The organism is Afifella sp. YEN Y35 (assembly GCF_047553465.1).
Taxonomy (GTDB): domain Bacteria; phylum Pseudomonadota; class Alphaproteobacteria; order Rhizobiales; family Afifellaceae; genus Afifella; species Afifella aestuarii.
Genome location: NZ_CP180203.1, coordinates 1,084,878 through 1,098,025, shown reverse-complemented (window position 1 = coordinate 1,098,025; position 13,148 = coordinate 1,084,878). Strand labels below are relative to the sequence as shown.

Annotated in this window: 10 protein-coding genes and 1 pseudogene; 1 reads left to right on the top strand and 10 read right to left on the bottom strand. The window is 61.8% G+C overall.

The genetic code is table 11. The features are described 5' to 3' along the window. Positions 1–24 precede the first annotated feature (24 nt). The 8 genes and pseudogenes from ACK8CP_RS05290 to ACK8CP_RS05255 form a co-directional block, all read right to left on the bottom strand. Entirely contained in the window at positions 25–972 is a 948-nt protein-coding gene (locus tag ACK8CP_RS05290; RefSeq protein ID WP_164879711.1) for a glycine betaine ABC transporter substrate-binding protein, read from the bottom strand. A 53-nt stretch (positions 973–1,025) separates the two neighbouring features. Further along, the gene (locus ACK8CP_RS05285; protein WP_234629328.1) at positions 1,026–1,592 is read right to left on the bottom strand and encodes an ABC transporter permease; all 567 of its coding nucleotides are present in this window, start codon (positions 1,590–1,592) and stop codon (positions 1,026–1,028) included. Positions 1,593–2,582: 990 nt separating this feature from the next. Beyond that, a pseudogene (locus ACK8CP_RS05280) lies at positions 2,583–3,635 on the bottom strand (quaternary amine ABC transporter ATP-binding protein); the annotation flags it as partial. A 104-nt stretch (positions 3,636–3,739) separates the two neighbouring features. Then, a complete protein-coding gene (locus ACK8CP_RS05275) occupies positions 3,740–4,915 on the bottom strand; it encodes an alpha/beta hydrolase (protein ID WP_414833575.1) in 1,176 nt (391 codons plus the stop codon). A 126-nt stretch (positions 4,916–5,041) separates the two neighbouring features. Continuing rightward, positions 5,042–5,773, bottom strand: a complete 732-nt coding sequence (locus tag ACK8CP_RS05270) for a TetR/AcrR family transcriptional regulator (RefSeq protein WP_234628082.1) — start codon at positions 5,771–5,773, stop codon at positions 5,042–5,044. A gap of 20 nt (positions 5,774–5,793) precedes the next feature. Next, positions 5,794–7,320, bottom strand: coding sequence for an efflux transporter outer membrane subunit (locus ACK8CP_RS05265; protein WP_414833574.1), 1,527 nt, complete (start codon positions 7,318–7,320; stop codon positions 5,794–5,796). Positions 7,321–7,329: 9 nt separating this feature from the next. Continuing rightward, a complete protein-coding gene (locus tag ACK8CP_RS05260; protein WP_414833573.1) occupies positions 7,330–8,901 on the bottom strand; it encodes a DHA2 family efflux MFS transporter permease subunit in 1,572 nt (523 codons plus the stop codon). Continuing rightward, positions 8,898–10,118, bottom strand: a complete 1,221-nt coding sequence (locus ACK8CP_RS05255) for an HlyD family secretion protein (RefSeq protein ID WP_414833572.1) — start codon at positions 10,116–10,118, stop codon at positions 8,898–8,900. Before ACK8CP_RS05255 ends, ACK8CP_RS05260 begins: the two co-directional genes overlap by 4 nt. Positions 10,119–10,404: 286 nt before the next feature. Here ACK8CP_RS05255 and ACK8CP_RS05250 point away from each other — a divergent pair, with 286 nt between their 5' ends. After that, positions 10,405–10,902 (top strand): Hsp20/alpha crystallin family protein, encoded by a 498-nt coding sequence (locus ACK8CP_RS05250; RefSeq protein WP_234628086.1) that lies wholly within the window; start codon positions 10,405–10,407, stop codon positions 10,900–10,902. Between the two features lie 95 nt (positions 10,903–10,997). Here ACK8CP_RS05250 and ACK8CP_RS05245 read toward each other — a convergent pair whose 3' ends face one another. Continuing rightward, a complete protein-coding gene (locus ACK8CP_RS05245) occupies positions 10,998–11,849 on the bottom strand; it encodes an ABC transporter permease (protein WP_414833571.1) in 852 nt (283 codons plus the stop codon). Positions 11,850–11,857: 8 nt separating this feature from the next. Beyond that, the gene (locus ACK8CP_RS05240) at positions 11,858–13,144 is read right to left on the bottom strand and encodes an ABC transporter permease (protein ID WP_128294103.1); all 1,287 of its coding nucleotides are present in this window, start codon (positions 13,142–13,144) and stop codon (positions 11,858–11,860) included. Positions 13,145–13,148: the final 4 nt, after the last annotated feature.

The window sequence follows — 13,148 nt, the reverse complement described above, 5'->3', positions numbered from 1 at the left end:
AGTTCTTCATTCAGATTGAGCCCTCTACAGGCCCAGCCACTTGTCCACGACATCCGGATGGTCGGCGATCCATTCCTGGGCGAGTTCGTTCTCATCCCGGCCCTTCACCGCGATCTGGTATGTCCAGTCGGCGACCATGTCACTCGTGGGGCTGTAATTGTCGAAGAGCGTGATCAGCTCGGGGGCGCGTTCTTCGAGCGACTTCGAGTAGGCGAGATGGATCTCGGCCGGCTTCCAGGCCGTCGACACGCTCGATTTCTCGTACCACTGCGGATCTTCGTCCGGCTGGATCATGTTCCATTTCGCGTCGTCGTGCGCCGGCTCGTCGAGCATCACGAGGTCGTACTGCGCGAAAATGTGGTGCGGCGTGTAGCAGTAGAAGACGTAAGGCTCGCCCTTCTTCTCCTTCTCCCCGATCCGCGCATAGGCGAGTGCTTCATCGATGGTCTCAGGCTCGTAGAGCTCGGCCAGCCCATAGCCGCGCATCTTGACCTTTTCGGTGTTTGCGGAGGCCCAACCGGTCGCGCCCACCCAGAATTCACCCTTCCCGTCCCCATCGGAATCGAACTGTTTTGCGATCTCCGGGTCCGCAAGATCGGTGATGGACGAAATGCCGAGCTTGTCGGCGGTCGCCTTCGTCACGCAATCGCCCTGCTCGCCTTGGAACATCGTTTTGCCGAGAACGACGTTGTCCTGGTACTCGTCGACGATGCCCTGAATGTTCGGCAGCCAGACTTCCGGATGCACGTCCATATCGCCCTTGCCAGACGCCATGGCGGCGAAGATGACGGGGTTCGTGCCGGGCGTCAGCGTGACACTGGCACCGAATTCCCGCTCCGCGAGGTTTTTCAGGATTGCGGCGCCGGCCTTGGCCGACGGCCAGCTCGGCACACCGATGGTGATATCAGCGGCCTGCGCGCTGCTGCCGATCAGCAAGGCTGCGGCAGCAGCCGAATAGATAAGCGGTCTCATACTGTGTCCTCTCATAGGTTCGTTTTTGGGCTGCGCCGTAGCGCAGCCGGCCCTCAGGCCGATTTTGCGGGCGCGCGTCCGGCGACGATCCGGTCAAGCGCCATCGCACAGAAAAGGATGGCGAGACCCGCGAGCATCCCCTGTCCTTCAGCCGCATATTGCAGGGCTTCGAGAACGTCCTCCCCGAGACCCTTCGCGCCAATGAGCGAGGCGATGACCACCATCGACAGACACATCAGGATGGTCTGGTTGATGCCCGTCTTGATGGATGGCATGGCGAGCGGCAGCTCGACCTTCCAAAGCCTGAAGGTCCGCGTCGCGCCGAAGGCGGACGCCGCCTCGGTCACATCATAGGGCACACCTTTCATGCCGAGCGCGGTCAGCCGGATGACAGGTGGCATGCCGAAGACGAGTGTCGCCAGAATGCCGGGAGGCTTGCCGGTTCCGAAGAAGGCGATGACCGGGATCAGATAGACGAAGGCCGGCATGGTCTGCATGAAATCGAGCACCGGCCTGGCGGCCGTGTAGGCGCGGTCCGACTTTGCAAACCAAATGCCGAGCGGCACACCAATGACGACGCAGATGACCGCGGCAGCCCCGAGCAGCGCCACGGTCGCCATGGATTTTTCCCAGAAACCGAAGAGTGCGAGATAGGCCAGAGCAGCCGCGGTAAAAATCGCCACCCGCGCGCCGGCGAGAAGCCAGGCGATGGCGCAAATCGCCACCATGACCACGGGCCAAGGCGTCGCCACCAGCATCAGCTCGAGAGTGTCGAGGAGCGCACGCACGACCGCCGTGACGGAATCAAAAAACCCTTCCCCGGCGATCGCGAGCCAGTCGAAAGCGTGATCGATCCAACGTGCCGCGCTCGCGCGGATCGCATTGTCGGCGGGAAAGGTCGTCAGCCATGTCGGCGGTTCGGCGGCCGAGAAACGATAGATCGTGACGGGATAGATAAAGGCGACGAGCAAGGTCGCGATCGCTGCGCCCACCCAGGAGAGGCCGGAGCGGATTGACCGGTCCGAACGCCAATGGGTGAAGCGCCATTCGAGCGCGCGATCTGCGGTCAGACCTTCAATGAGTTTGACGACGATAAAAATGCCGAGACCGATCAACGCGACCTGGGTGGACTGCGCCGAGAGCGCATCCGCTTCCGTCTGCGCCGAGGCCGCAATATCACGCAGCCGGTCCGCACTGGCGGCAAGGCGAGCGGCATTGTCCGCGCCGGAAGCGGCCGCCTCCGCAGCGCGTTCCGCCCGTGAATCGGCACGCGCAAGAAGCGAGGCCGCTCGCGCCGCTGCCTCACTGCCCAAATCTCCTAGAAAGCCTCGGCCAATTTGGACAAGGCCGATCAGTTCAAGGATTACAAACGCCCAAAAGACGGACCAGAGCGATCGAGCGCCAGCCCATATCGGACCGAAGACGACAGCACCTAAATTGAAGACGTTCCAACGTCCCTCCCCGATCCGGCGGAATGCGGGGATGTAATGGCCGGCCCCGCGACCGACGAACTCAGCGATGAGCGCGTTCTGTTCCTTGCGGGAGGTTCCTGCCCCGACCTCGAAGGCAGCGGCCGATTGGGTTTCGACCTCGACCGGTTGCTCTTTGCCGCCCTGGACCCCGCGCAGGAGATCCGTCTGCGTGACGAGACCGACCTCCGCGCCATTCTCGTCGACGATGACGATGTCTTCTTTTTGTGACAGCACGAGATCGACAAGGCTATCGAGATCGGCACCGACCGGAGCGCGCGGCGCAGACCTCAAATCCATGCCCGTCTCGCCGAGCGTCGGCAACGGCCGCATAATCTTCGCGGCATGAACCAGCTTGAGCCGCGAGATGCCCGAGACGAAATCGGCCACATAATCATCGGCCGGGTCGGTCACGATCTCCTCGGGCGTCCCGGTTTGCACGATACGGCCGTCTTTCATGATGGCGATGCGATCGCCGATGCGGATCGCCTCGTCGAGATCGTGCGTGATGAAGACCGTCGTCTTGTTCAGCTCTTTCGATAGAGCCATGAACTCCGCCTGCAGCTGCCGGCGGATCAAAGGGTCGAGCGCCGAAAACGGCTCGTCCATGAGAAGGATGTCGGGATCGGCCGCAAGAGCGCGCGCCAGACCAACACGCTGCTGCATGCCGCCAGAAAGCTCATGGGCGAAACTGTCGCCCCAATCGCCGAGATCCACGAGGTCGAGGCAACGTTCGGCCTGATCGAAACGGTCGAGCTTGGGAACGCTCTGAACCTCGAGCGGCAGCCCGACATTGTCGCGCACGGTGCGGTGCGGCAGGAGACCGAAATTCTGGAAGACCATGCCGATCGTCTGAGCTCGCAGACGGCGCAGCGCATCGTCGCCCATAGCCATCACATCCTCGCCCTCGACCTCGATTCGACCCGACGTCGGTTCGAGGAGGCGGTTGATGTGGCGCACGAGAGTGGACTTGCCTGAGCCAGACAATCCCATCACGCAGAAGATTTCGCCGCGCGCGACCTCTATGCTCGCATCGGCGACGCCGACGATGCAGTTGAAGCGAGATTGGACCTCGGCTTTGTCGAGCTGCCCCTTTTCAATTGCCTCAAGAGCCTCTTCCGAGCGTTCGCCAAAAATCTTCCAGACATTCGACAAGACGATCGCAGGGTCGGTCGTGCCCCCCGGCATTGACATGGGCGCTCCTTTGTTTGGTGTGGCGCCATCCTCATGATCGAAGCCCGGATGTCAACGTGAGCGCGTGCCGGAACACGAAGGCAGCCACAAGATGGTCGCTGCCCTTATTGGGAAAGCACGTCGCTCGCAATCCTGAATGGGCTCGCCACGGTGTTGCCGACGGCGTCGAAAACGAAGGCGCCGGCTTCGCCGAGCTGGCCGAAACCTCGCCGCCCGGTCGAACCCAGCCGGGCCGCAAGTGTCACAAATTGGTCGTGTCCGAGAAAGTCCGTTTTCGGGAGCTGCGAGATATCGATGATCCGCAGATCGTACTGCACCGCCAGCTGCTGGATCTCGGGGTCATCGACGTCCACGCCGCCGAGCCGCGGCCGTCCGCCGCCAACCCGCCTGGAAATCGCGAGTGCCCGGTCATGCTTCGAGACGAGGATCGTCATCGGGGGATGCTTGCGGCCGATGACCGCGATCTGGGTTCTGAAAACGTCGATATCGATATCCGGAGACGCAAGGATCACCTCCTCGATCCCGGAGATCACGTCACCATGCCCAGAAAGGCGCAATTGCCTCAGCACCTCCATCACGAGCCAGCCGCCCATGCTGTGACCGAAGAGGGTGATATCTCCTACCTTCCGATCTCTAGCGAGATGCGTCAAAACACCGGCCAGATAATCGCGCGAATAGGTCACAGCGTCCTTGTCTGCGACATATCCGGTCACAGCAGCTTCCGACGGCCAGGCAAACAGGACCGGGACGTCATTGGGATCGGAATCGACCGTGATCTGAGCCAGACGAAACAACGATTCGGCAAAGCTCGTGTTGTAGCCGTGGACGAAAACGCCGACATCGTCTCGCCCGGGCGACAGCTCGCCTTTTCCATTCCGCGCTGTGATTTGCTGATAGAACTCGGCCTCTGTGAGCCGTTCTTCCTTGACGGTTGCAAAGCTCCGCTTGGGATCCGCCTTGCCGTCCGGCCACTCGATTTCCGTCGGCTTATGCCCGGGCGGAACCGAGACCGTGTAACGGGCGAAATTGAGTTGAGCAGCCGGCTCGGAAGTGTAGAGCACGCTCTGCGGTCCCTTCCGCTCTCGCGTCGTGGCCGCATAGATGGTGACGAGCTGTGCGCCCGGCACGGTCGTCTGAACGGGTGTCAGAGCCGCTTCGTCGGGCAGCCCGGCGCAGGCCCCCAATAAGGAGACGACGCAGAAGACCAGAAATGCCGATAATGCTCCGGGTGTGAGCAGGACGCTACGTCCCGTCTCGTCCCCCCTGCCCCGATGCCGCATGCTCTCTTCCGAAATAAATGGAACGCGCCAGGTGCTTTTAGCGTCTAGTCCCAGCCTCCGCTATGACCTGAAGGCAACACTCTGGCGATGCGACCTTGCGCCAGTCTTATCCCGAATAGCACGATTTTATTGAGATGCGGACAGACCCCGGCTTCCTTTCAGGAATAGCTGCACCGACCGGTGCACGTCCGTGCGCATCTCGTCGGTCACCTCGGCCGGCTGAAGCCCGAGCGTCGCGCGGCGGAAATACGGCTCCACCATCATCCCGAAGAACCGAGTCGCCAGCCATTCGCAATCTTCGAACGGCTCATTGTAGCGAACGCTCGCCTGCTGCAGGACATCGGCTACGAAAAGACGAAACTGCGTCCAGGCCTGCTCGTTGACCGTGCGTGCCAGCTCTGGAAAGTTCTCGCCTTCGCAGGCCATCAGGCGATGAAGACGGATGACCTCCGGCGTCATCGCACCTTCCAGGAGCCGCTCCCCAGCGCTGATCAGCGTTTCTTCGAGCCCGTCATCGCGCCGGATCGTCAACTGCATTTCCGTCAGCCGCTCACGGAGGAATTTCAGGATCACGGCCTCAAACAATGCGTCCTTGGAGGCGAAACGAGCATAAAGCGTCCGTTTGGAACTGCCCGCGCGTGCAGCGACAGCATCCATATTGGTTTCGGCGAAGCCACGCTCGAGGAAGAGCTCGGTTGCGACCGCCACAATCCGCTCGGTGACGAGGCCGCTCGTGCCCTTGCGCGGCCGACCTCGGCGGGCCACAGCGCCTGCCTCCGCAAGTGCGCTCTCGCCACAGCCATCGACGACGCAGCAACTGCGCCTGCCATCCTCGGACTGATCTTGCTTCGGCGTCATGATCGGTTCTGCATGTTGTTTCAACTGGCCTTGGCGACAGTGGTTGCTGCCGGTTGCCGCGTCGTCGCCGGTTCCCATCCAAGCCCCAAGCTCTTCTCTAACGCAATGAACGCATTCGTTAGTTCCGTCTCGGCCTGAGCGAGGTTCTGTTCCGTCTGCAAGCGCTGGCGCTCGATATCGAGCGTATCGATCAGGCTGAGCGCGCCCGCTTCGTTCATATCTCGGGTGAGAGCCGCCGCCCGTGCCGCCGACGCGCTCGCCCGCGCCAGATGGGCAACGCTCTCCTTCCGCTTGCGGAATTGTGTGAGCGAGGATTCCGCATCCTGGAGAGCTGCAAGCACACTTTGCCGGTATTCGGCGAGCGCCGCCTCTGTCGCAGCTTCGGATTGTTGGACCTTGGCGTCGATGCGTCCGAAACTCAGAAGGTTCCACTGCAGCGTGGGGCCCCCGAGGAGACTGAGCGAGGCGGTGTCAGCGAGATCACCAGGCTGAGTTCCCCCTGCGACGGCAAGTCCGGCGAGTTTGATCCGCGGGAAATACTGCGCCACGGCCTCGCCGATTGCAGCATTGGCTGAGGCGAGCTGTCGCTCCGCCTGCCGAACATCGGGCCTTCTTCGGAGCATCGATTCCGGATCGCCGACGGGCACGGACTTCGGCGGGGACGGAATCGGCCTGGGCTTCGACAGCCTTGCATCGAGCGCACCCGGCTCCAGTCCACACAGGACCGCAAGCTGGCCGAGCGCCTCCTCCACCTGCGCTTCAAGCAAGGGAATATCGGCCTGCGTGCTGGTGAGCTGCGTTTCGAGACGCGCCAGATCGAGCTTGGCAGACGTTCCCTGTTCCACCTGCTGCCTCGTCAGGTCGAACGTCTTTTGCTGCAACGAGACCGAATGGCGCACGATGCCGAGCTGTCTCTGCGCGGCGCGAAGACCGACATAGGCGCGTGCCACCTCCGCCGACAGCTGAACATAAGCGTCCGCCAGCGCAGCTTCCGCCGCCTGGGCTCTGGCCGTGGAGCGCTCGACGGCGCGTCTCCTGCCGCCGAAAATGTCGATCTCCCAGGACGCATCGAAAGCCGCGTTGTAGAGCCCCGTGCTCACATGTTCGGGAATAGTGGGCGCTGCGGCAGCGGCCTCCGGGCCGAGCGTGGCCGCTGCTGCAGCGAGTTTGTTGTTGAGACCGTCGGTGTCGCCGAGCCCCGCTCGAACCCCGCTTGCTGCTCCAAGACCAGCGGCTGTGGGCATCAGATCGGCGCGCGCACCGGCCACGCCGGCTCGTTCCTGCTTCAGCCGCGCGATCGCAAGGTCCACATTCGGGCTCTTCGACAAAGCGAGCACGATCAGCGCGTCGAGCTGTTTGTCCGACAAACTCTCCCACCAGGCGGCCGCAGGATAATAGGCCGGCGTCGTTCGGTCCGCATGCCGGAAGGAACCAGCCAGACGCGCAAGCGGGGCCGCATCCGGCGGCCCCTGATAATCCGGGCCGACCATGCAGCCGGACAAGGCCAGCGTGCAGGCCAAAGGTGCGAACAGGCGCCAATTCGACATGACGGCCCCTTAGTGCATCGCCACGCCCTGCCCGCGCGGCAAAGGCCGCAGGAGCAGGACGAGCGGGATGGAAACGAGAAGGATGATCCCGAAGACGAAAAACAGGTCGTTGTAGATCATCACGACGGCCTGCTGACGGATCGTCCCGAAGAGCATCTTCAAGGCCTGCAGCCGCTGATAGGCGTCATTGCCGCCAAGCTCCTGCAGGCGCTCTTGGACCTGAACCGAATTGGCGTTGACGGTCTCGCTGATCCGCTCGACGTGGAACGTAACGCGTCGGTCCTGAAGCGTGGAGATGAGAGCAAGCCCGAAAGAGCCGCCCAGGTTTCGTGCCGCATTGAAGAGCCCGGAGGCGTCGTCTGCCTTTTCGCGCACCACTGAACTCGTCGCCGCTTGATTGAGAAAGAGCAGCGCAAATCCCTGACCGACGCCGCGAAGCAGCTGCGAAAAGTAGAAATCGCCGCCGTCGGACTGGGCCGTCATCGCGGTGTCGGCGAAACAGCTCAACGCATAGATGAAAAGCCCGATCGCGATCGCCAGACGGAGATCGAGCGTACGCACAAGGAAAGGAAAGAACGGCATGATCATCAGGGTCGGAATGCCGCTGATGAGCACGATGAGACCGGCCTGATAGGCGTTATAGTCCGGGATCTGGGCCAAAAACTGCGGGATGAGATAGAGGATGCCATAAAGTGCGGCACCCGTGACGAGGCTCATCAGAAAGACACTGCCGAAGCTCCGCTCAAACAGGATCGACAGGTCGATGACGGGCTCGGCCGCCCTTCTCTGCCCGATGATGAGCAGGACGAGCCCGACGAACGAAGCGAAGCTGAGGCCCACGATCAGCTCCGACTGGAACCAGAGCTCGCGCTGCCCCTCCTCCAAAACCGTGGTCAGACACCCAAGAAAGAGCGCCAGCCCGAGAATACCGAACCAGTCGGCCTTGAAGAACGCCCGAAGATGCGCCTTCGCCGGCGGCATGCCGACGACAAGCAGAAGGACGAGCCCGAGCCCCACCGGCAGGTTGAGGAAAAAGGCATAGTGCCAACTGACATGCTCCGTCAGATAGCCGCCGATGAGCGGTCCGAGGATCGGCCCGAGCACGATCGTCAGACCAAAGAGTGCAATCCCGATCGGTTGCTTGTCCGGCGGCAGCCGCGTCGAGACGATGGTGAGCGCCGTCGGTATCATCGCACCGCCGGTAAATCCCTGCCCCACACGGCCGATGATCATCATCGTCAGCGACGAAGAGAGACCACAAAGAACCGAGAAAACGACGAAAAAGATCGTCATGAGCAGGAGAAACGTGCGCAGCGTCAGGACTCGCACGAACCAGCCCGTCAGCGGGATCATGACGATCTCGGCGACGAGATAGGCGGTGGAAATCCAGGTGCCTTCGGTGCCGCTCGCACCGATCTCACCCTGGATCACCGGCAAAGCCGCGTTGACGATGGAAATATCGAGCGTCGCCATCAACGCGCCAATCGTGCCGGCAGCAACTGCCAGCCAGGCCGCAGCATCGGCGCGCGGCTCGCTTGAGGCGGATGCGCCGTCGTCCGCTGTGGCCTCGGCCGAGCTCACTGTGCCGCCTCTTCCGAGCGCCGCCCCTCTTCCTGCATTTCTTCGTATTCGTCGCGAGCGCCGCGCGTGTCGACTTCGACCGTGACCGAGAGGCCGGGAACGAGAACCTTGCTCGCGGCGGGTCCTGGATCGACCGCGATGCGAACCGGCACACGCTGCACGATCTTGGTGAAATTGCCGGTGGCGTTTTCCGGTGGGATCAGAGCGAATTGCGCACCGGTTGCGGGCGAAAAGCTCTCCACATGCCCGTGCAGCTCTTCGGCGGTCAGTGCATCGACCGTGATCGTTGCTGGCTGGCCGACACGCATCAGCTCGATCTGTGTCTCTTTGAAATTCGCTTCCAGATAAAGCTGATCGACTGGCACGATCGTCATCAGCCGCGTTCCGGGCTGGACGAGCTGCCCGACATTCACCGTCTTGTCGCCGACCCGCCCCGAGATCGGGCTCTTGATCAGCGTATTCGCCAGCTGATTGTTGGCATCCTTCAGCTGAGCCTGAGCCTGGTGGACGGCGGCACGCGCCTGGAGGATTTGAGCGTCGGCCGTATTGGTCGCTTCATGCGCAGAGGCGAGAGAGGCGGAAGCGACCTTCACCTGCGCTTCGGCCTGGTCGCGCTGGTTGATCAACTGCGACAACCGCTCTTCCGGCTGCGCCCCAGTCTTCACGAGAGGTGCGTAGCGCTCCACCTGGCTTTGCGCAAAAGCCTCGTTCACCTTCGCCTGAGCGAGCTGGGCTTCCGCCTGCTGGACAGCCACCCTGGATCGTCCCGCCTCGGCTTTCGCCTTCGCAAGATCCGCCCGAGCCGCCTGCAGGCCGGCGCTCGCACGTGCCACGCCGGCAAGATAATCCTCGTCATTGATCTTCACGAGCACATCGCCAGCCTCGACGCTGGCATTGGCCTTGACCATGACGTCCTCGACATAGCCGCCGACCTTCGGCGCAATCGTGACCTGATCGGCCTGCAAATAGGCGTCGTTCGTGCTCTCGATGAAGCGGCCGACCGTCCAATAGTGCCACAGCCACCAGCCGCCGCCGACAAGCAACGCAATGCCAGCGACCACAAGGAAAACCCGCGCCCAGGGCTTCTTCAGGGGCGATCGTCCGGCATCTTCCTCCGAAGAAGCGTGCGCCCCCTCCGTATGCCCTTTCTCCTCGCCGTCTTGAGGGTCCGCTAGAGACCGTTGGCCGTCGTCAGCGTTGGACGCTTGCTCGCTCATCAACACACCGAAAAAGAAAGGTACCTTCCGGTGCATTTATCTGTGCGTGTGGTGGGAGACAAGCCCGCTCTCCGCCCCTTATCCGAAAGATCAAGTCGCGAAGAGCGACGAGACCGCGTCCGCGTGTGAAGAGACCCGGCGGCCGGGGCGATGCGCAGGGGTCAACGGAGCTCGCGCGGAGGCTTGAACGGCAGGATTCGCAACGCCACATAAAGAGCGTGATGACGTGGCCGACACTGGTCACCCAGTTGTCCGGCGTCGGCCTTTTTTATCAGGAGGTGACGTCATGGATTTCAGATCGATGATTCCATTTGGTCGCCAGACCGCGCTGACCCGCGGGCCTGAGACCGATCCTTTCCTCGCAATGCGGCGCGAAATGGACCGCCTCTTCGACGACTTCACGCGCGATTGGAGTGCTCCGGCCAATCCGGCCGCGGGCGGCTTTCTGTCGCCAAAGGTGGATGTTGCCGAAACCGAGACGGGCCTTGAGCTTACCGCCGAACTTCCAGGTATCGACGAGAAGGATATCGAACTCGACCTTACCGACGGCGTGCTGACGCTGAAGGCGGAAAACAAGGTCGAGCGAGAGGAAAAAGACGAGAAGAAACAGTATCATCTCGTCGAGCGCTCCTACGGCACATTCATGCGCCGTTTCGCTCTTCCGTTTGAGCCGAAAGCCGACGAAGTGACGGCGAGCTTCGACAAGGGCGTTCTCAAGGTGACGGTCCCTCGCGCCAAGGAGCTGGAGGCCAAGGGACGCAAGATCACGGTCAACGGCCACTGACAAAGGTGCGCGGCGGCAGATGAACAATCGCTGCCGGCAAACATCCGCGGAGGCGCTTCGGCGCCTCCTTTTTTGTGATCGGCTCAGCCGGATCCCTAACCCGGGCTCATGCCGCGCTGACGTTCGGAGCGCCGACGCAGCAATTCCATCGACGAGAGAAGCAGGATAGAGATCGCGACCAGGATCGTCGCGAGCGCCAGGATCGTTGGCGAAATCTCTTCTCTGAGCCCCGAAAACATTCGCACCGTCATCGTCACCTGCTCCGGCCCGGCGAGGAACAGGACCACGACGACCTCGTCCAGTGAGGTGATGAAGGCGAAGAGCGCGCCGGCGACGACGCCCGGGAGAAGCAGCGGCAGAATGACCTTGAAGAAGGTGGTGACCTGGTTGGCGCCAAGGCTCTGCGCCGCTCGGATGAGCTGCTGATCGAAGCCCGAGAGAGACGCGGTCACCGTGATCACGACGAAGGGGGTGCCCAGGACCACATGCGCCATGATGATCGAGAAATACGAATTGGCAAGATCGAGCCGGGCATAGAAAGAAAACAGCGCCGCTGCCGTGATGATCAGCGGCACGATCATCGGAGAAATCAAAACGGCCGTGATGAAGCCCTTGGCCGGCATATTGGGGCGCGAAAGGCCGAGCGCGGCAAGCGTGCCGAGCGTTGTCGAGATGATCGTCGCCGATATTGCGATGAAGAAGGAATTGCCGATGGCGCGCATCCACTCACGGCTGGAGAGGAGCTCCTCGTACCAGCGCAGCGAATAGCCGTCCGGATCGAAGGAGAGCATCTCCTTGGTGAAAGTGAAATAAGGCTGCGCGTTGAACGACAGTGGCACGATCACCAGGATCGGCACGATCAGAAAGATGAAGATCGCCGCACAGATGACGCGGTAGCTGTAGTACCAGGTGCGCTCAAGCGGTCCGGCATAGGTAGGAAGGGGCATGGCTTACCTCACCCGAACTTCAGCCGGTCGACACCGACAAGCTTGTTGAAGAGCCAGTAGAAGAAGAGAACCAGCACGAGGAGGATCGTCGCGAGCGCCGAAGCCAGTTTCAGCTGCGCGCTCGTTCCCTGCATGTTGGAGGCGATCAAATTCGAAATGAAGATACCGCTTTCGCCGCCGACGAGCGCCGGGGTGATGTAGTAGCCGATCGCCAGGATGAAGACGAGGAGAACACCCGCCGCAAGCCCGGGAATGGTGAGCGGCATGTAGACCTTCACGAAGGCTGTAAACTGATTGGCGCCAAGCGAGCGCGCCGCCCGCATGTAGGACGGCGGGATCGTCTTCATCACCGAATAGAGCGGTAAGATCATGAACGGCAGCAGGATGTGCGTCATCGCGATGATCGTACCCAGCTGGTTGTAGATCATGCGGATACGACCGTTGTCATTGATGATTCCGGCCCATACGAGCAGGTCGTTGACCACCCCCTCCTGCTGCAGGAGCACCATCCAGGCCGAAGTCCGTACGAGAAGCGATGTCCAGAAAGGCAACAGCACCAGGATCATCAAGAGGTTCGATGTTCTGAGCGGCAGCGTCGCCAGGAGATGCGCGACGGGATAGCCGAGAAGCAGGCAGGCGCCGGTGATGACGATACTCATCCAGGCGGTGCGGATGAAGAGCAGACGGTAGACCTGATAGATCTCAGGCCGCTCCACGATGTCGCCGCGCGGCGTGTATTCGAAATCGAGCGCCAGAAGATAATAGGCCGGCGTGATGAGGCGCGTCTCACGCTTGAGGAGGCGCCAGAGTTCGAGATCGGACCAGTCCTCGTCTTCCTCCAGGAAGGCCTCGCGGTAGGGTGGCTGCATCTCATCGACGTGACGCGCCGTCCCCATTACCAGGCTGCGAGCACCCGGAATTTCGCGATTGATTCGCCCTGCGGCGCGTCCGATCGTGCGGTTTTCGAGACCAACTTCCATATCGGCGGCCATGGCCGCGAAAACCTTTTCGGGCGGCAGCTCTTCCCCGTCCCAGTCACCGATTGCCGCGGAGGTTTCGGGCAGATAATTGGCCACTTCGGGGTTGTAGACTGAGCGCACGATCATCCCGACGATCGGGATCGTGAAGGTGATGAAGAGGAAGGCAAGGAGTGGAACGACGAGATAGAAGGCTCGCCGCTTGGCCCGTCTTTGCGACTTTCGCAACGAAACTTTGAGCGGCGTCCCGTCGACAGTCGTCAACGCTCCGCTTTCGTCTCGCTCCGGCACGTAGCCGTCTGCCGCTATATCCGCCATATCC

Coding starts and splice junctions, on each gene's coding strand:
- ACK8CP_RS05290 (WP_164879711.1), bottom strand. CDS start 972: ATGAGACCGCTTATCTATTCGGCTGCTGCCGCAGCCTTGCTGATCGGC.
- ACK8CP_RS05285 (WP_234629328.1), bottom strand. CDS start 1,592: ATGGCGACCGTGGCGCTGCTCGGGGCTGCCGCGGTCATCTGCGTCGTC.
- ACK8CP_RS05275 (WP_414833575.1), bottom strand. CDS start 4,915: ATGCGGCATCGGGGCAGGGGGGACGAGACGGGACGTAGCGTCCTGCTC.
- ACK8CP_RS05270 (WP_234628082.1), bottom strand. CDS start 5,773: ATGACGCCGAAGCAAGATCAGTCCGAGGATGGCAGGCGCAGTTGCTGC.
- ACK8CP_RS05265 (WP_414833574.1), bottom strand. CDS start 7,320: ATGTCGAATTGGCGCCTGTTCGCACCTTTGGCCTGCACGCTGGCCTTG.
- ACK8CP_RS05255 (WP_414833572.1), bottom strand. CDS start 10,118: ATGAGCGAGCAAGCGTCCAACGCTGACGACGGCCAACGGTCTCTAGCG.
- ACK8CP_RS05250 (WP_234628086.1), top strand. CDS start 10,405: ATGGATTTCAGATCGATGATTCCATTTGGTCGCCAGACCGCGCTGACC.
- ACK8CP_RS05245 (WP_414833571.1), bottom strand. CDS start 11,849: ATGCCCCTTCCTACCTATGCCGGACCGCTTGAGCGCACCTGGTACTAC.
- ACK8CP_RS05240 (WP_128294103.1), bottom strand. CDS start 13,144: ATGGCGGATATAGCGGCAGACGGCTACGTGCCGGAGCGAGACGAAAGC.